Genomic DNA, 18,454 nt, shown 5'->3' on the forward strand with positions numbered 1-18,454 from the left:
TGTTGGATTTCGATGAAGTGGACTCCAATTTGCATAAGAGCGAGTATAGTTTGATGTATTATGTGAGACTAGTACTCAGTACAGCATATCCATATGCAGGCAATTCAATGGCAAGCACGCCATCATCCTTGGCAATACGATGGTTTCCGCCGAATAGCTCTGTCCATTCCCCGTCACCTGCTTCCAGTTCGACAATAGCTGTCTCCTCTGAACGATTGAACAAGATCAGGATGCGTTCCTCATCATCTTGCCGTTCGAGTACCAGTTGGCTGCCGTCGGGGCGAGCCTGCAGGAAACGAATGGTGCCTTCCGCACGCAGGGCAGGATGAGCATGACGTAGTGAGATCAGTTTCTGATAAAAGTCGAGCAACTCCCGGTCCTGCTTCGCTTCGTCCCATTCCATGCATTTCCGGCAACCCGGATCTTGTTCGCCGTCCATTCCAATCTCGTCTCCGTAATAGATGCACGGAGCACCCATGTAACTGAACTGGAATAACGCAGCCAGCTTCATCTTGCGCTGATCGCCCTCACACAGGGTGAGCAGACGCGGGGTATCGTGGCTGTCCAGCAAGTTGAATGCTACTTCGCTGGCCTGAAGCGGATAGCGGGATAACTGTCGACCGATGGAGTTGGCGAACTGTTCGGCATGCAGCGTATTTTTCACAAAAAAGGCATTCACGGCATCGGTAAACGGATAGTTCATGGAAGCATCGAACTGATCGCCCTGCAGCCAGGCAGAGGACTCATTCCAGACTTCACCCAGAATATAGGCTTCCGGATTAGCGGCCTTGACTACACGACGGAAATCACGCCAGAAGGCATCATCCACTTCATCCGCGACATCCAGCCGCCATCCGTCCGCACCCACTTCCTTGATCCAATACTCGGCAACCTCCAACAGATAGGCCTTAACCTCGGAATTCTCCGTATTCAGCTTCGGCATGTGCGCTTCGAATCCGAATGTCTCATACGTAGGAATGCCATTCTTCACATCCAGCGGGAATTCGTGTACATGGAACCAGTCCTTGTATTGGGATTGTTCTCCGTTCTTCTGCACATCGACGAATGGTGCAAAGGTCTTCCCGGAATGATTGAACACGGCGTCCAGCAATACACGAATCCCACGCGCATGGCATAGCTCAACCAGTCGTTTCACGGTATCTGCGTCACCGAAGTGACGATCTACCCGCAGATAATCTTCTGTATCATATTTATGATTGGTCGTAGCTTCGAAGATGGGGGTGAAGTAGAGCGCATTGATGCCGAGTTCACTGAGATAATCGAGATGGTCGATCACGCCTTGAAGATCACCACCGAAGAAATTAAATGGTGTTGGCTCGCCGCCCCAGGGTTCTACATTGTCCGGATTGATCTCCGGGTTGCCGTTGGCAAATCGTTCGGGGAAAATCTGATAAAATACCGCATCCTTTACCCATTCAGGGGGTGTGAATACGGCCCCGGCATGAATGTAGGGGAATTGGAACATGCGGCCTGGATCGTCCGGTTCTTCTTCCTGGAAGCCCGTCTCGGTCATCCAGATCTGCTCGTCTCCTTCTTTTAATAGAAAAGAATACTTCAGCCGATGGTAAGGAGGCTTCACTTCACCTTCGTAATAATCGAACATGGAGTCTGTCGTAAACTTGGTTAAAGGAACCAGGGCTTTACTTTCATCCCATGCATATTTATCCCCGGTCAGTGCGTATACCTCGGTCAGATCATTCTTTTTGGAACGAAGACGTAGGCGAATTGTATCCTGATCGTAGGCATAGGCCCAGTTCCGCTTTGGTTGATGATAGATGGCTTCGAGCAGCATATTAAGTTCCCTCCCGTTATTTATAAACATGTTATGTACTTCGTGGACTGGTATGACATGACATCGCGCAAGCTAATGATTAAGATATAATTAACCCAACTGGTGTAGAAAGGAAACGAATACGCGTATGAAAACCAAACTGTTATACATTGAAGATGACACGGAAATTGCAACATGGGTAAGAGCTGATCTGGAGGAGCGCGGTTATGAAGTGATCTGGCTCGGAAGTGGTGAAGGTGCAGCTGAAGCTGTTGTTGGCTGCTCATTGATCATTCTGGATGTCATGTTGCCAGGGCTGGATGGATTCACAGTCGGACAGCGACTCAAAAAGGAACATCCGGCTATTCCTATTGTCATGTTATCAGCCAGAACGTCTATTGACGATAAGCTCCATGGTCTTGATTTTGCCGATGACTATGTGACCAAGCCGTTTCATCCCGATGAACTGGCTGCCCGAATTGAAGTTCAGCTGCGGAAGGCAGGAACTGTGATCTCATCCGATGCGGCTTTGAAGCTGGATCATCTCTCGATCTATGAGAAAGATAACCGGATCGTCAATGATGAGACGGGGGATGAGATTGTTTTATCGGGCAAACAGTTCCATATCTTCGCCTACCTGTTACGACATATGGGCATGATTCGAACCAAAGAGCAGATCTATGAAGCAGTATGGAACGAGCCATATCTGGATGGGGACAAGACCTTAATGGTACATATTCGACATCTGCGCGAGAAGCTGGAGCTTGATCCGGCTAATCCTGCTATTATTCAGACGGTCCGTGGTGTTGGATATCGTGTGAAGAAGCCATGATCCAGTGGTTCAGAGCACGGAAGAGCAAGAAAGAAGAACAGCGCATGGATCATAATTATAAGCAAACCGGGCAGGGCAAACTTCGATTTGGTCGGTCTTTAATGTCCCGATATATCATCCTGATCCTGGTAGCTATATTGTTTGTGCCTGTCGTCCTTCCAATCATATCCGTTATATATATTGTCGTAGTGAATAATACGAACACGGACCGAGCGGCACCTTACGGTGACGTTACCCGGATCAGTAACCTTTGGTCGCGTGAAGCCGAGAATCTGGATGGTGCTTCGGATGAAGAGATCAGGGCCCGATTGGAGCAATTACATGGTACGTATCCCAAATCTTCCATGTATCGTGTGAATACGAGCGGCGAAACCGTCTTTATTCTTGGGGGTGAAGATGTAACGCTTCTGGAATCCACATCGCCGGATGGTCTGACAGACACGACACTTAGATGGTCACTGGATTCCGGGCAAACGACAGAGACTTATATTCCAGCCTTATGGAATGTGAACAATACGGTGCAATTCATGAAAGAAGCTTCCTTTCGCGATCCACTGACCGTCGTTGCATATATTGGCGGAGATGAGCAGGACAAAGGACAGGGATTCATGATCATTGAAGTGCCGCGGTCGCTTTTGCAAATGAAACAGAGTAACTGGCCGATGGAACTCTTGTATCTCGGTATCGTAATGACCATCATCTTTCTGATCTTCATTATCTTGTCGATTCTCTTCTTCGCACGTATTCGCAAAAGGCTTATTCGGTTGCAGACGGCAATGATGACCCCGGGTAAGGTAGGCATTCCACTTCCGGTTGACATTCGTCAGTCAGATGAGATTGGTCAGCTGGAGGATTCATTCAATCAGATGGTGCATCAACTCACTGACAGTCGTCACCGGGAACGCGAGGAAGAACTATTGCGCAAACGTCTCATTGCTGGGCTTTCCCATGATCTTCGCACGCCGTTAACGGTAATTCGAGGGCATATGCATGCACTGCATAAAGAAGATCTCAGCGAACAAGGCATCCACTCATTACATCGCATGGAAGCGAAGATGGAGGATCTCGGCGGCCTCATTGACAACATGTTATCCTATAATTTGCTTACGAGCGGGAAATATACACTGAAGCTGGAAGAGAAAGATATGCTTCGTATCGTTAGAGAGACAGCCGCCTCATGGTATCCCGTCTGGGAGAAAGAACAATTCGAGATTGATATCGACCTGCCGGAGAAACCTTTGATATGGCAAATGGATGAACAGGGTATGCGTCGTATTCTCGATAATCTGTTCCAGAACGTGATCCGTCATGCCGCGAGCGGGAAGTATATTGGCATAACAACGCAGGAGATTCAGGGCAAGACGGCCATTATTGTTCAGGATCGGGGTCCTGGACTGCAACAGGATTCTGACACAAAAGGCACGGGTCTCGGCTTATCCATTGTAGACCTGCTGATTCGTGAGATGGGACTGCGCAAGCGGGTAGATAGCTCCGATGCGGGTGTACGAACGTATATCTACAGTGGTGCGGGAAGCAACAAACCGCGGGAATAGCTTTTTTAAACTAAACTTAAACTGGAGACTACCTTGGCTTTAACCTTGGACGGTTACGATAGTTCTGAGGTGATCATACAATGAGTGAAAATATTATTCAAACGGCTAATCTATGGAAAACATACCGGGACCGTGCAGCGGTCCGTGAACTTGATCTGCACATTAAAAAGGGAGATATCTACGGCTTCCTCGGTCCCAACGGTGCCGGCAAAACCACAACGATTCGCATGCTTCTCGGCTTGATTAAACCAACCAAAGGCGTGATCCGTGTCTTCGACAAGGATATCCGCAAGGATCGCATGGACATTCTGCGCCGTGTTGGTTCACTGGTCGAATATCCGTCCTATTATGGACATCTAAATGCGGTGGAAAACCTGGAAACACTGCGCCGGATAATCAATGTACCGAAATCGAGAATTGCTGAAGTGCTGTCGATTGTAGATCTGACCAAGGATGCCAAACGTTCGGTAAAGGGATATTCCCTTGGGATGAAGCAGCGCCTTGGTATAGCCAGCGCCTTGCTGGGTGAACCGGAGCTGCTAATTCTGGACGAGCCGACGAATGGGCTTGATCCTGCGGGCATTCAGGAGATTCGGGAATTGATCAAGCGCATGCCTCTGGAACATGGCATTACCGTACTCGTTTCCAGCCATTTACTGAGCGAGGTCGAACAGATGGCAAGCCGCGTCGGTATTATTCGTGAAGGCAAGATGGTGCTTCAGGATACCATTGCGAGTCTGCATAGTCAGACGGGCAGCTCTATTCGGTTAACGGTTTCCGAGCCGGAAGAGGCCATGAAGCTGGCCAGAGAACAGGGTCAATTCGGTCAGCGACAAGGTTCTGCGTTAACATTCCCCTATATGGATAACCCTTCGGTTGCACTGCTTTTGCGACGATTGATTGAGCAGGATCATGATGTGTATCGTGTGGAGGAACAGCGTCAGTCTCTGGAAGATCTGTTCATGCGGGTCATTGGCGAGGGGGCATCCATATGACGGGACGTGCATTGTCTTCGGATTGGCTCAAGATTCGAGGGAAGGGAATCTGGTTTCTCGTTTTCCTGGCTCCTCTTGGATTGATCGCGATGCAGGCGCTTAACTTCGGATTACGTCTGGACTATCTGAAAGAGCAGTATGCAGATAACCTGTGGGGCGGATTGCTCGGCAATGTGGTTGTCTTTGTACCGTTGTCCCTGATGCTGGGAGCAACCATTCTCAGCTCCATGATCGCTAATGTCGAGCATGAACAGGGATCATGGAAACAGCTGCTTGCTATGCCGATTCCCAGACCAGCCGTGTATTTAGCCAAGTTTCTGCTTGCCTGTCTGCTGCTGGTGATCTCCTGCTTGCTGCTAACTGCAGGGATTGTAGGTCTGGGTCTGATCCTCGGATTCCATGCCAGTGACATCCCTTGGACGCATGCGATCAAGCTGGGGCTGCTACCTTTGGCTGGCTCGCTTCCGGTGTTGTCACTGGAGTTATGGCTCACCATGGTAAATAAGAATCAGGCACTTCCTGTGACACTGGGCATTGTTCTCGCGATAACGGGCATGTTCGCACTCAGTATCTCGCCGAACTTTCCGCTAGCTTGGCCACAGATGGCTTGGAATGGACCCAATCCATACCTGTATGCAGGCATGGGTGCAGGTCTGGGGTTATTGATTCTGTTGCTGGGTATGGTGCACTTTAGCCGGAAGGATGTGGCCTGATATGAGCTTTGCAACAACATATTTCCGAATTCTATCCGCTGAACGGCTGAAAATGGGTAAATCGCCCATATGGCTTCTAATTCTGATCAGTCCACTCATTGCGCTGCTCATCGGACTATTGTCCACTCCGTCGGGGAATTGGCAGGTATTAATGACCGCCATGGTCGTCCTGCATGGATTACTCCTGTTACCGATGCTGACCGGCGTGTTCACGTCCTTTGTCTGCCGTTTCGAGCATGCAGGAGGAGGGTGGAAGCAGATGCTGGTTTTACCGCTCACACGTTCAGGTGTATATGCAGGCAAACTGACGATTGTACTCATGCTTCTGGCGGGTACGCAAGCATTGTTGCTGATGTCGATTCTGCTGGCAGGGTTGATTCATGGCATCACGGGGCCAATCCCTTGGGGATTCTTGGTGGGCAAACTACTGCTTGGATTGTTGGCCTGTGTACCACTCGCTGCCCTGCAGATGTTCGTTTCATTGGTGTGGAGCAGCTTTGCCGCACCGCTCGCACTGAATTTTGCACTGACTGTACCGAATATTCTCATTGTGAACTCGGCGACATACGGGCCGTATTATCCATGGGCACAACCGATGATTCTGATGACACCTGTGGACGGCGGAGGCTTCGGAGCCTACAACGTTCCACTGATGACGATGCTGGCAGTCGTTGGAGGCAGTGCTGTCATTTTCATTGGAATCGGGATGATGTATTTTGCGAAAAAAGAAATTTGAATAATTCGTTATACGCCTGATTATCGTAAGATCAAGATCCTTCTTAGGCAGAACATGCAAAGCTCTATTGTATGTATGCTTCAGGAGGATTTTTTCTAATGTCTGATCCATCCATCATGAATGGTCAGCTCCCGAATGATCTTGGCTGGTGCTCCGGCTACAAGCGTATTCTCGGGGACATCTTTGGTTACTGTGCTTCCCGCAGCCACGACTGCATTTCTACCGATGGTGACGCCGGGAAGTATGAGCGCTCCTGTACCAATCCAGGCATTATCCTGAATTACAATCCGCTTGGCGGTCTGGCTTCCGTCATCCAGCGAATCAATCCGGTGATAGGCACTATCGAATATGCTTGTTCGCGGACCAATCATAACGTTATTGCCGATCGTCACCTCTACGTTAGCCGCAATTCCCACACCGGCATTAATCATGACGTCATCGCCAATAGTTAATCGTGCGCCCTTAATCACAGTTAACTGGGTTCCCCAAGGTTTACCTATGATATTAAGCCTCTTCCCCACCTGCAAATCACCAAATTTATTCAGATACACCTTACCCCTGATTCGTGGCAGCAGGCCGATCGAGGGCTGGATCTTACCAAAAACGGCCAAGCCTCTTAGTTTGCCGTAAGCAACCTTAACCCTGTTGGGCAGCATGATTCATCCGTCCTCTCCGTAGTTAAAAACACTTTTTAACGATTATAGCCTTTTCGATACAAAATGTATCGTTAATTTTCTGAAATATATTAATTCGTAATTCAAATTCAACTACTTCATCACACATTATGTGAATTTAATCATCGATTGTAGGCAGAATGAGACGAGAGTCTGGTAAAATAAAAAAAACTGTTTCTAGGCAGGCTTACATGGTTATTCGAGGGTAAGCACATTTCTACGGGGATAATCAATTCATGTTGTTAGATGAAGATATTGGCTGAGAAAAGAGGGGTAAGCCTTGGATGTTAATAAAATGGAAACCCTGAAGCGCATTATTTCTGAGGGAAGTTCTTACCAATCATTGTTTTTTAACCACCCGGATGCCATTTATGTGATGGACATCGATGGAAACTATATGGATGCTAATCCCTCGGTAGAGCGGATATCGGGCTATACACTGGATGACTTGATTCGTATGAGTCGTAATCAGATCTGTCCTCCGGACAGTGAAAATTCACGCAAAGAATATATTAAAGAGGTGCTGGCTGGACGTTCAGTAAATAATTCCATTACTTTTTATCATAAAGATGGTTCCTTGAAACAGGCACAGATAACGTATGTGCCCATCACGGAGGGTGAAGAAGTGGTGGGAATCTACGGCATTGCCAAAGATGTTACCGATATCTTGGAAGTGGAACGTGAACTTCAGGAGACTCGGGAGAAATATCAGGTGCTCGCTGACCATGCGCAAGATCTGATTACGACCTGTACAACGGATGGCGAGCTGTTATATGTCTCACCTTCCGTGTACACCTTGCTTGGCTATAAGCCGGAGGAAGTTACCGGAAAGTCCTTCAAGGATTATTGTTATCCGGGAGATTATCCTGATCCTATGGAGCTTTCGAAGATTGGTAATGGCTGCAAGATGCGTGTGTTACACAAAAAGGGACACTATATCTGGATGGAGACATTGGCGAAGCCCGTGGCTGGAGAGCATGGCAAGAGTACGCAGATTGTCAGCATCAGCAGGGATATTACCCAGCACAAAGATGCAGACAGACGACTTCGAGAAAGTCGTCAACGATACAGATCGCTGTTCGAATATAATCCGGCAGCCGTGTATTCACTGAATCTGGAAGGCGAATATAGTGCGGTGAACAGCAAGTTAGTCCAAATGCTGGCTGTTCCACGCAATAAGCTTATTGGCAAATCGTTTTTGTCCAATCTGGATAAATGTGAAGTTCAATACGGTAAAACGAACTTTGACAAGGTTAAGCAAGGCGATCCACAATATTATGAGACTAGAATTGTCAATTCAAGTGGCCGGAAGATCGAAGTGTCGGTTACGAATGTGCCCATTATTGTGGATAAAGAAGTGGTAGGCGTCTATGGAATCGTGTCTGATATTACCGAGCGTAAGGAATATACGGAACGGATTCAGGAGCTTAGCAAGCAACATGAGCTTATTCTCAATACGGTTACCGAAGGAATATATGGTTTGGATGCGGATGGAATCACCATGTTTATGAATCCTGCAGCAGCTTCGATGTTCGGTTATGAGGGGAAAGAATTCATCGGCAAAAACTCCCATCCCATTATCCATCACACCCGTGCAGACGGAAGTCATTTCCCAAAAGAAGAGTGCCCCATCCACATGACCGTGTTGGATGGACAGAGACGGTCAATCAAGGAAGACGTGTTCTGGCGTAAAGATGGCAGCAGTTTTCTGGTGCAGTATCAGGTGACGCCGATTATTGAACAGGGACAGATTCAGGGCGCGGTAGTCGTATTCAATGACATGACTGACGAACGTGAAATTGTACGTGCTAAAGAGACAGCTGAGCTGGCAGCTCAGGCCAAGTCAGAGTTTCTATCGATGGTCAGCCATGAAATCCGGACACCGATGAACGGGATCGTGGGGATGACAGAGTTATTGATTGGTACTGATTTATCAGAAGAACAGCGTGAGTATGCCGAGATTATTCAAGACAGCGGCGATGCACTGCTGAACATCCTTAATGATATTTTGGACTTCAGTAAGCTGGAATCGGGTAAAATGGCACTGGCTTATGAGCCATTTGCATTGCGCAAGATGCTGGAACAGGTTGCCGAACTGTTTAAACCTCGTGCAGATGAGAAACAGCTGGAGATCAGATTTCGTCTCAATCCAAACATCCCTGAATTCATGGTAGGGGACTCCATGCGTATCCGGCAGATCCTGGTGAATCTGGTTGGCAATGCGCTCAAGTTCACAGACCGGGGGAGCATTGATGTGAATGTGGATATCATCAAGGGTAGGAAGCCTGAAGACAGCGTGCTTGATTTTGCCGTGCAAGATACAGGCATCGGCATTCCGGCTGATAAGCTGGATCAGTTGTTCCAGTCGTTCTCTCAGCTGCATCCGGTGATTAACCGCAAGTATGGCGGAACTGGTTTGGGACTGGTCATCTCGAAACGGCTTGTTGAGATTATGGGTGGCAGTATCAGTGTCGAGAGCACAGAAGGAGAAGGTTCCACCTTCCGGTTTGCTGTTCCTGCGACAAGTGTAGACGCTTCGGCAGAACAGACAGCAAGTCAATTTCATCATGATCGTACACGCCAAAGTGACAAGGTAGCTATGCGGATTCTCGTGGCTGAGGATCATCCGGTAAACCGGAAAATTCTGCGAGAATATCTGGAGAAGCTCGGTTACCACGCAGATGTATGTACCAATGGCGTGGAAGCCATTGATGCCATCTCTCAGAATGCCTATGATATTGTGCTGATGGACATTCATATGCCTGTCATGGACGGTCTTAAGGCGACAGACCTGTTACACCGACTAATTCCACAGGATCGCATACCCCCCATCATTGCAGTGACAGGCAATGCCAAACGTGAAGACAAGGAAGCCTGTCTGGAGATAGGCATGCGTGACTTTATTAGCAAACCGGTTATGCTGAGTGAGTTGAAGCGGGTGTTACAGCAGTGGGGACCAACGGACGAACCGCAGCTTGCCCCGAGTTGAACAACAGCCTAAATGTAAAATCATAAACGCAAATACGCCAATAAACCTCCTCAGATGGAGTGTTATTGGCGTGTTTGCGTTGACCGATTGAAGTCGCTGAAGCTTATGAAGATAAGCTGTATGAATGGGTTATGCCAGTGTCAGACGATTGATGTTACCTGATAGGATTTCACAGGAATTGTTGAATTTCTCACGTTCCGTGGCATCCAGATTCAATTCGATAATCTCTTGTATGCCATTTCCGCCGATGATGGCGGGAACACCAACGCAGACGTTGTGCTGCTCGTACTCTCCGTCCAGAATAGCCGATACAGCGATGATTTTGTGTTCGTCATTGAGGATGGAACGGGTGATGTGTGCGAGGGCGTTGCCGATCCCGAATTGAGTAGAGCCTTTACGGGTAAAGATCTCCCAGCCAGCATCCTTCGTTTTACGTGCGATATCGTCCAGATCCAGATGTTTGAAACGCTCCTTGTGCTGATCCATAATGTGCATAATCGGTTTACCGCCGATGGTCACATGCGACCAGGCTACGAACTGGGATTCTCCATGCTCCCCGAGAGCATAACCATGCACACTGCGTGGGTCGATGGAGAAGACTTCAGACAGCAGTGTTTTGAGCCGTGAAGAGTCAATGGACGTCCCTGTACCGATGACATGCTCACGCGGCAGGCCTGATAATTTCCATACCATATAAGTTACTATGTCAACCGGATTAGCAGCGACGACAAAAATCCCGTTGAACCCACTGTTCATGATCGGAACCACGATGTCTTTGGCAATCGACTCCGCTTCCTCCAGAATATCCAGCCTTGTCTGTCCTGGCTTGGGATTCGCCCCGGCAGTTAAGATAATCACATCCATATTGCCGCAATCGGCGTACGTTCCTGCATATACTTTGGTGCGGTTATGTGTGAAGTCCATACAATGGGAAAAATCCAGTGCCTGTGCTACAGCACGGTCATACGTCCGGTCCACCATCATAATTTCCCTGCATATCGATTGATTAATCATGGAATACGCGCAACTCGAACCGACAAGACCCGCCCCGATCACCGCTACTTTACCTGATTTGCCTAACACTGCCGTTCAGCCCCCATTTACATTGATATTTATTCATCACTTACGCGTCCTATGTTAAGTATAGTCCTTTATTTTATGCTCAAATGCACTTCTACGTTATATAAGATAACACATGAAAAAGTTATGCAGCAATGATATCCACTATCGCGGGAGCGTATTGGAGCAACGGAGTTAACAAAATTGACATGGATAATTCATGATCATATGATTTGACGGCGTTTGCACCTGTATCATTCGACATGACAGCATTCATGCTCATTGTCGGATCGAGGGTTATTTGTGCGAATCATATACCTGACAAAAGTTCTTAGGAATCCGCAGAAACAGAACAAAACCGCCAAAGGGATCTGCCGAGAGGCTGACGAATACATATGGACAAGCAAAAGAAAAAACACACTTGATCTCTTAGACAGGTTGCCCCGATCCGATGACGGTTCCAAAAAGGAACGCTGAAGCCATAATGTTCTTATCCAAGAATCAATTTCATAACTCACTAAAGGTATTATGAAATTGATTCCCAAAAGACTTCATTCCGGGAGGGAATTAATGATGATTGAAGAAGCAGGAGCAACGACGGAAACGGCCAAGAGCCTGGGCATAGGTGCCAGTACTCTTCGTAAATATGCGGCGGCACTGGAAGAGCAGGGATACCGGTTCGAACGGTCCGCCAACAAATCCAGACTATTCAAATCAGTTGACATCGAGTGCATTGAACGTCTGATGACCGAACTCAGAGAGCATAATCTGCCCCTCGCTGATGCTGTTGTGACTGTATTGGCTCCGGATCTGCCCGAAGTAGGTGTACCTGTAGTGGATGTACCTGTGGTGAGTATCGAGAGTATGTCAGAGCCGGAATGCGCAGCAACATCGATGTCAGCAGTATTCCCTGAACAACCTGAAGTAACGGGTAATCTGAGATCCTATGAGGGTCTGGGACAACTGGTAAGTGAGGTGACTTATGGTGCTGTGGAACAACAACAGGATGATCGGGTACAGTTGTTGCAACAGCGGGTTGATGAACTGGAGCTGACACTTCAGCATCTGGCAGAGACACATATGGCGCTTCAGGAACAGATGGAGAAACAGCGCTTATGGATGAATGAGAAGCTGGAGGAAGAGCGGGATCGTGAACTTGTGACCAACCTGCGCAGCTTTCAGGAGAGAAAACGCAAACCCAAAGGAACATCACTGCGCATGTTGTTCGGACTTCTGCCCAAGAAGCATAAGGAAGCCTGAAGCGACAGGTTCTTGCCCTTCCGTGATTTTGCAGTAGCAGCCTGATATAATAAGCTCCATACAACATGAAGACTGGCAACGGACTGCTCGGTATAGAAACAGCCTGAGTGGATCAGGGAGCTGGCATGGGAGGATCTGTGGAGCTGCGACGAAGTTGGCAAAGATTGCTCGGGCTATGGACTGACCGTCCTCGGCAAGAGGGAACGACCATCGCTGAGCGTTATACGATACAGGCATTGCTGGGTATGGGGAGCTATGGGCTGACATATCTGTGTACGGACGACCGAACCGGAAGGGAAGTGGCGTTGAAGGAGTCCAAGCCCAGCAAGGGCAGACTCTCTGCGCACTTATTGGAGCGGGAGGCGGACGTGATGAAACATCTGCGCCATCCGGCGATCCCTGATCTGTTGGATATGTTCACATCGGGGAGACGAAGTTATATCGTTACCGAGTATGTCCGTGGACAGACATTGGAAGAATGCATATTCGAGCAAGGTCTCCAATATACGGAGCGGGAATGTCTGGAACTGGCAGGTCAACTGCTAGCTCCGGTGGCTCATGTGCATGAGCAAGGATATATTCATGGAGATGTGCGTATTCCTAATGTTATTTTACGTGAAGGGACGGTTCATCTGATTGACTTTGGCTTGGCAAGAAGCTTGGGGGAGCCGTTGTTGCCGGAGCTGAAGCGACGTATGCGAGAAGTACCTGAGCCTGAAGATGAACCGGCTACACCGGATCATGATCTGCAGGACATCGGACACTTTCTTCTCTTTATGCTGTATTCCGCCTATGAGCCAGAGAAGGGCCGAGAACCAGCCAGCTGGCAGGAGGAACTTGATCTTACGCCGGAATTGCACCACATGCTGGAGCGACTCCTTGGACTTCGCCCGGGTTATAAGGGTGGAGCGACGGAGTTACTAGCAGAGATGGACTATGTGTTGCAGAAAGTAAGATGAAATAAGTTCTACAGGTGAATCCATATTTTATCCGGGACCTCTTCGTGTTATATCTGTAGGGGTCTTTTTCCTTTTTCATAATAAAGAAACAATCAAAAGGGGTGTTCTGCTGGCCGTAAGTACGGCTGACGAACACCCCTTTGTTACATATTCTTTAGCGTCCGCTGAGCTGGAACGATCATTACTTATTAAAAGCAGTAACGACAGCAGCTTAGCTGGAGCTATATTTTCTGCTTTTGTAATAACCAGAACCGCTGCGGCTGTCTCTATATTTCACATCCGAAGAAGAATAGCGCTTGTAGGAACGCTTGCCGGAGGAACTGCTGTGACGTTTATATGAGCGCCTGTCCGAGGAGCTATAACGTTTGCGGTGAGATGAAGATTTGGAATCAATAAGTTTACCAATAATCTTTTTGAACATGAGCTTTCACCCTTTCGACTTCAACTGTTTTAAGCATATACGCGGCCAGATATGAAGGGGTTTCGAGTTTTTTATGGAAAAGTATATTCATTGGACAGGGGCCACGCGTATAATAGGATGTTGCTGATTACACGGAATTTTTTATTTTGAGCGTTTCGCGTTACAATAGAAGACAGGATAAGATCTTAACGGACAAGGAGTAGTTGTAATGATTACGTTGAAGACCAAAGAACAGATTGAATATATGAGAAAAGCCGGAGAAATTCTCGCCGCGTGCCATAGAGAAATTGCGAAAATGATTCGTCCAGGTATTACGACACAGGAGATCGATCAGTTTGCAGAGGCTTTTATGAAGAAAAATGGCGCTACGCCGGAACAAAAGGGATACAACGGATACCAATATGCGACATGTGCGTCGGTTAATGATGTGATCTGTCACGGGTTCCCGGGGAAATATGCACTGAAAGACGGCGATATCGTCACAATCGACATGGTGGTTAATCTGAATGGCTGGCTGGCGGATTCGGCTTGGTCATATGCCGTAGGTGAAGTGACTCCGGAAGCACAACATCTGTTGGATGTAACCAAAACCTCCTTGTACAAAGGGATTGAACTTGCCGTAGTTGGCAACCGGATCGGTGATATCTCCCACGCCATTCAGGTGTATGCAGAAGGTGAAGGTCTATCGGTTGTACGTGAGTTTATTGGACACGGCATTGGGGAGAAGATGCATGAGGAACCACAAGTCCCTCACTATGGTCCACCACATCGGGGTCCACGTCTCAAGGAAGGCATGGTTATTACGATTGAACCGATGCTGAACATCGGTACGTACCGCAGCAAGCTGGATTCGGATGGATGGACTGCGCGTACTATGGATGGCAGTCTGTCTGCCCAGTATGAACATACGATTGCGATTACAGCAGACGGTCCTGTGATTTTGACAGCACAATAATTAGCTAAAAGCAGCTACAATGTGACGATATTTGCATATTTCAAGGCGGCCCACGTTTGTGATCCGCCTGTTTCGGTTTAAACTATTAAGAAGTGATAACACAGAGCCAGTGGTGAGTGATTTCAGCTGACAAGGGTTAACCTTGCGTCCACTTGGCAACAAGGAGGTAATTTTGGTGTCTGTAAATAAACAGATCGTACTTGCGTCTCGTCCCGAAGGTGCCCCATCGAGAGAGAATTTCAACTTCATTGATGCACCTCTTCCTGAACCGGAGGCTGGGCAAGTCCTGGTACGTACATTATATTTGTCGGTCGATCCGTACATGCGGGGCCGCATGAAAGATACGAAATCTTACGCTGCACCGTACGCGTTGAATGAAGTGATCAAGGGTGGAACCATTGGGCAGGTTGTGGAATCTTCGGAGCCGAATCTGCGCAAAGGAGATCTCGTATCCGGCATGTGGGGCTGGCAGCAATATGCCGCAGTGAATACGGCTGATCTTTCGCTGATTGATACCGAAGAAGCACCAATCACGGCTTACCTGGGTGCGCTGGGCCTGACGGGTCTGACGGCTTATTTTGGTATGGAAGACATCGGCAAACCCAAGGACGGCGAAACGGTAGTTGTATCGGGAGCGGCCGGAGCGGTAGGCATGATTGCAGGTCAGATTGGTAAAATTGTAGGAGCACGCGTGGTTGGTATTGCAGGCTCTGACGAGAAGTGTGCGTATCTAAAAGATAAGCTGGGCTTCGACGTGGTCTTAAACTACAAGAAGGAGCAGGATATGTCAGCAGCCATTGAACGGGCTTGCCCCGATGGCGTGGACGTCTACTTCGATAATGTGGGCGGTGACATCTCGGATGCAGTGTTGCGCCACATTAATCGGAATGCACGTATTCCGTTATGCGGTCAGATCTCATCCTATAATCTGGAGAAGCCGGATATCGGGATGCGGCCACAGACGTTGCTGTTAACGAATACGGCATTGATGAAAGGTTTCCTGCTGGGTGATTACACGAAATCCTTCAAGGAAGGCCGCGCCAAATTGGCGAAATGGATTAAGGAAGGTCTTATCCAGTACGAAGAGAACATTGTGGACGGTTTCGAACAGACACCCGAAGCATTCATGGGTCTCTTCTCAGGAGATAACCTGGGCAAGCAGCTGGTGAAAGTTGCAGATCCTGAATAGATATCGAATGATCTACATCTCCAATCTCCAACCAGGTTGAAAACAAAAAAAGACATGTTCTGCACACCAATGGTGTAACAGAATGTGTCTTTTTTTGTGAACCTGTGCGTGGTCTGTGTATGTGACTAGTGTTCGGCCACCAGCACTTCTTTGTAGTGTTTGTACATATATACACGCCAGCGTACAATCATGCCGAAGGCCAGCAGGAAGAATAATCCGCCTGTCTGCGGAATACTTACATATCGCTGAATGACTTCATGCAGGATCAGGCGTACAGCCAGCAATCCGAGCAGAATGAAAGCAAAGCTGCGGGAACGCGTGGCATAAATCTCTTCACCTACTCGTTCAAACCGTGTACTGCGAATGAGGGGATACGAGAACAAGAACCAGCCCACCAGCAACGCAATAAATGCCCAGAGTAGAGGAACATGTGTCTCCGGTACAACAAACATGAGAAATCCTGTGCTCATGCCGAGCGGAGGAATAAGGATTTTGCGAATGGTCACCGGTCTGTGACTGGCTTTCATGCGGATGAAGATGGCAAGCAGGGCCATGACGAGCATACCCACGGTTGCCCCGATTTGCAGGTAGTACGGACTGATTTGAGCCACGTAGAACTCCCTCTTTCTGGAATAATATGTTATCCGGAGATCCGGAAACCAGTACGAATTGCCGGAATTTTCAGTTCCTATTATATCACAAACGCAGAAAGCCGATAGAAAGCTTAGTGTATCATATACCCGATCTATATTCACAGGGTGTATTTGAAAATTTTGTATTATTGTGCCCGTTGTAAGGCCGTTTATTCGATTAAGGGGAAATCGTGCAATGATTGGGCAAAAATGGATATCTATTAAACTCATCGGTTCACATCATAGAGGGATTCTGGGTATTCAAAAAGAACCGGGTTATGGAAGTCGGCGTTTACAAGCGCCATGACCAAGAACAGCAGAAATGGATTGGGCTGATCTATCCGCCGATCCTGGCAATATACCTTGGAACAGAGCAAGGAGGAAGGTGCTTCATGAAAAAAAATTACAGGCCAGTCACGATGTGGACGTTGGCTTGTTTTACAGTGGTATCGGTGGTGCTGGTTGTCCCCTGGATTATGTGGCAATCCCAGGCCCCGGTTCCGCTTAATATCATGATTATTGACAAGAGCAGACCGGACTTGTCCTATCAGGGACACAAGGGATTGGTCTGGCTTCTGAATCAACAGAAGATCGTACAACATACAGGGGAACACTACTCGTATGAAGAGGATTATTATGGCTATGACATTCAGGATGGACTTATTCAGATGAAGCGATTGCTGCCTGATGAGGTGACGGACACGGATCTGATCTATCTGACGGCGAATCGGAGTAGCCTGTCTACACCGAAGAATGAACGGAGACAAGATGCAATCTATGAAGGATTAACGATATATGATGTGCAGAAGATTCGCGAAGCGGCTTATAAAGGTGTAACGATTGTCGCCGAATACAGCGCATTAGCGAATACAGCTTCCAAGATGACAAGGGAGCAATTGTATCCCACCTTGGGAGTGGGTAGCAGTGGATGGCAAGGAAAGTCGGTATCTAATCTGCAAAGTAAGGGCGAAGTACCTCGGTGGGTTCGGACGAACTATGAGAAGCGAGAGAAGAAAAAGTGGCCTTATCACGGGGCTGGCATTCTGCTGGCGCATGTGGATGGACAGGTCATGGTGCTGGAGAAAGGCCCAGATGTGAAGACAAGCAATATACAGGTTGCATTTACACCGGAAGGCAGAGATTTGAGCGGCATAACGCAGGATATTCATTACACTGGCTGGTTCGATATCATTGTGCCGCAAGAGAAGAATTCCATACTGGCCTGGTATAAGACCGATCTGACGGAGACAGGCAAGCAGAAGCTGGGGGATGCTGGGATACCCGCGGAATTTGCTGCACTTGTCCGATCCGATGACTATAATCGATCGTACTACATGGCAGGGTCCTTCGGAGAGATGAAGCATTATTCTTTCTGGCGCCGAATCCGAGGCTGGGATGTTATCCGGGCCAAGCTTACGCCAGATCAGAAAGATATTCCTGACATGTTCTACTGGAAGGTGTATGTGCCAGTGATGAAGCATATTTTGCAGGAGGTAGAGGAAGGTCGGCAGCAGTGGCCGTAGGGTGGTTGTAGAGAAACCGTTCCGATGGAGAGGAACGGGAGATGTACATAATAGAGAAGTGCGTAGTTGTGAGTGGCAGGCGACAGACGCAAGACGAATAACAGAAAACGGATAATAGATATCAAATAACGAATATCACAATCGATTTGAATGTGAGGAAGATACAACATCT

General features: G+C 48.1%; 16 protein-coding genes. 11 read left to right on the forward strand and 5 right to left on the reverse strand.

Annotated elements, in window-relative coordinates; translation table 11 throughout:
- Positions 1-58: 58 nt before the first annotated feature.
- Positions 59-1,813 carry an alpha-glycosidase gene (locus tag AC4G47_RS02450; RefSeq protein WP_491104613.1) on the reverse strand — a complete coding sequence of 585 codons (1,755 nt, stop codon included), beginning with the start codon at positions 1,811-1,813 and terminating at the stop codon, positions 59-61.
- Positions 1,814-1,940: 127 nt separating this feature from the next.
- On the opposite strand from AC4G47_RS02450, the gene AC4G47_RS02455 reads away from it, so the two are divergent.
- The 5 genes from AC4G47_RS02455 (at position 1,941) to AC4G47_RS02475 (ending at position 6,621) form a co-directional block, all read left to right on the forward strand.
- Positions 1,941-2,624, forward strand: a complete 684-nt coding sequence (locus AC4G47_RS02455) for a response regulator transcription factor (RefSeq protein WP_491104615.1) — start codon at positions 1,941-1,943, stop codon at positions 2,622-2,624.
- 44 nt (positions 2,625-2,668) lie between these two features.
- Positions 2,669-4,177: a sensor histidine kinase gene (locus AC4G47_RS02460; protein WP_491104616.1), complete on the forward strand. Its 1,509-nt coding sequence runs from the start codon at positions 2,669-2,671 to the stop codon at positions 4,175-4,177.
- 80 nt (positions 4,178-4,257) lie between these two features.
- Positions 4,258-5,172 carry an ABC transporter ATP-binding protein gene (locus tag AC4G47_RS02465; protein WP_458125089.1) on the forward strand — a complete coding sequence of 305 codons (915 nt, stop codon included), beginning with the start codon at positions 4,258-4,260 and terminating at the stop codon, positions 5,170-5,172.
- Positions 5,169-5,885: an ABC transporter permease gene (locus AC4G47_RS02470; protein ID WP_491104617.1), complete on the forward strand. Its 717-nt coding sequence runs from the start codon at positions 5,169-5,171 to the stop codon at positions 5,883-5,885. Before AC4G47_RS02465 ends, AC4G47_RS02470 begins: the two co-directional genes overlap by 4 nt.
- Position 5,886: 1 nt before the next feature.
- Positions 5,887-6,621, forward strand: a complete 735-nt coding sequence (locus AC4G47_RS02475) for an ABC transporter permease (protein WP_458125091.1) — start codon at positions 5,887-5,889, stop codon at positions 6,619-6,621.
- 95 nt (positions 6,622-6,716) lie between these two features.
- Here the strand turns inward: AC4G47_RS02475 and AC4G47_RS02480 are convergent, their stop codons facing one another.
- Positions 6,717-7,277: an acyltransferase gene (locus AC4G47_RS02480; protein ID WP_491104619.1), complete on the reverse strand. Its 561-nt coding sequence runs from the start codon at positions 7,275-7,277 to the stop codon at positions 6,717-6,719.
- Positions 7,278-7,575: 298 nt separating this feature from the next.
- On the opposite strand from AC4G47_RS02480, the gene AC4G47_RS02485 reads away from it, so the two are divergent.
- On the forward strand, positions 7,576-10,284 hold the full coding sequence (locus AC4G47_RS02485) for a PAS domain-containing hybrid sensor histidine kinase/response regulator (RefSeq protein ID WP_491104620.1): 2,709 nt from the start codon (positions 7,576-7,578) through the stop codon (positions 10,282-10,284).
- Positions 10,285-10,413: 129 nt separating this feature from the next.
- On the opposite strand, the gene AC4G47_RS02490 is transcribed toward AC4G47_RS02485, so the two are convergent.
- Complete coding sequence (locus AC4G47_RS02490; protein ID WP_145325640.1) at positions 10,414-11,367, reverse strand: L-lactate dehydrogenase; 954 nt, start codon at positions 11,365-11,367, stop codon at positions 10,414-10,416.
- A 546-nt stretch (positions 11,368-11,913) separates the two neighbouring features.
- Between AC4G47_RS02490 and AC4G47_RS02495 the strand changes: the two genes are divergently transcribed.
- Together AC4G47_RS02495 and AC4G47_RS02500 are read left to right on the forward strand one after the other, a co-directional pair.
- Entirely contained in the window at positions 11,914-12,603 is a 690-nt protein-coding gene (locus tag AC4G47_RS02495; protein WP_491104621.1) for a hypothetical protein, read from the forward strand.
- Positions 12,604-12,740: 137 nt separating this feature from the next.
- Positions 12,741-13,562, forward strand: a complete 822-nt coding sequence (locus AC4G47_RS02500) for a serine/threonine protein kinase (RefSeq protein WP_491104622.1) — start codon at positions 12,741-12,743, stop codon at positions 13,560-13,562.
- Positions 13,563-13,773: 211 nt separating this feature from the next.
- On the opposite strand, the gene AC4G47_RS02505 is transcribed toward AC4G47_RS02500, so the two are convergent.
- Positions 13,774-13,983: a hypothetical protein gene (locus AC4G47_RS02505; protein WP_017690946.1), complete on the reverse strand. Its 210-nt coding sequence runs from the start codon at positions 13,981-13,983 to the stop codon at positions 13,774-13,776.
- A 208-nt stretch (positions 13,984-14,191) separates the two neighbouring features.
- On the opposite strand from AC4G47_RS02505, the gene map reads away from it, so the two are divergent.
- Together map and AC4G47_RS02515 are read left to right on the forward strand one after the other, a co-directional pair.
- Entirely contained in the window at positions 14,192-14,938 is a 747-nt protein-coding gene (gene map, locus AC4G47_RS02510; RefSeq protein ID WP_145325635.1) for a type I methionyl aminopeptidase, read from the forward strand.
- Between the two features lie 175 nt (positions 14,939-15,113).
- Positions 15,114-16,127 (forward strand): NADP-dependent oxidoreductase, encoded by a 1,014-nt coding sequence (locus AC4G47_RS02515; protein WP_491104623.1) that lies wholly within the window; start codon positions 15,114-15,116, stop codon positions 16,125-16,127.
- A gap of 125 nt (positions 16,128-16,252) precedes the next feature.
- Here AC4G47_RS02515 and AC4G47_RS02520 read toward each other — a convergent pair whose 3' ends face one another.
- Positions 16,253-16,738: a CcdC family protein gene (locus AC4G47_RS02520; protein ID WP_458125100.1), complete on the reverse strand. Its 486-nt coding sequence runs from the start codon at positions 16,736-16,738 to the stop codon at positions 16,253-16,255.
- A gap of 413 nt (positions 16,739-17,151) precedes the next feature.
- Here AC4G47_RS02520 and AC4G47_RS02525 point away from each other — a divergent pair, with 413 nt between their 5' ends.
- Entirely contained in the window at positions 17,152-18,282 is a 1,131-nt protein-coding gene (locus AC4G47_RS02525) for a hypothetical protein (RefSeq protein ID WP_491104624.1), read from the forward strand.
- The last annotated feature ends 172 nt before the right edge of the window (positions 18,283-18,454 follow it).

It is taken from the genome of Paenibacillus sp. Negev47, assembly GCF_058313655.1.

Bases quoted from the DNA above. Each gene is read 5' to 3' on its own strand.
- AC4G47_RS02480 (WP_491104619.1), bottom strand. From the start codon at position 7,277: ATGCTGCCCAACAGGGTTAAGGTTGCTTACGGCAAACTAAGAGGCTTG.
- AC4G47_RS02465 (WP_458125089.1), top strand. From the start codon at position 4,258: ATGAGTGAAAATATTATTCAAACGGCTAATCTATGGAAAACATACCGG.
- AC4G47_RS02495 (WP_491104621.1), top strand. From the start codon at position 11,914: ATGATGATTGAAGAAGCAGGAGCAACGACGGAAACGGCCAAGAGCCTG.
- AC4G47_RS02525 (WP_491104624.1), top strand. From the start codon at position 17,152: ATGAAAAAAAATTACAGGCCAGTCACGATGTGGACGTTGGCTTGTTTT.
- AC4G47_RS02470 (WP_491104617.1), top strand. From the start codon at position 5,169: ATGACGGGACGTGCATTGTCTTCGGATTGGCTCAAGATTCGAGGGAAG.
- AC4G47_RS02455 (WP_491104615.1), top strand. From the start codon at position 1,941: ATGAAAACCAAACTGTTATACATTGAAGATGACACGGAAATTGCAACA.
- AC4G47_RS02475 (WP_458125091.1), top strand. From the start codon at position 5,887: ATGAGCTTTGCAACAACATATTTCCGAATTCTATCCGCTGAACGGCTG.
- map (WP_145325635.1), top strand. From the start codon at position 14,192: ATGATTACGTTGAAGACCAAAGAACAGATTGAATATATGAGAAAAGCC.
- AC4G47_RS02460 (WP_491104616.1), top strand. From the start codon at position 2,669: ATGGATCATAATTATAAGCAAACCGGGCAGGGCAAACTTCGATTTGGT.
- AC4G47_RS02505 (WP_017690946.1), bottom strand. From the start codon at position 13,983: ATGTTCAAAAAGATTATTGGTAAACTTATTGATTCCAAATCTTCATCT.
- AC4G47_RS02450 (WP_491104613.1), bottom strand. From the start codon at position 1,813: ATGCTGCTCGAAGCCATCTATCATCAACCAAAGCGGAACTGGGCCTAT.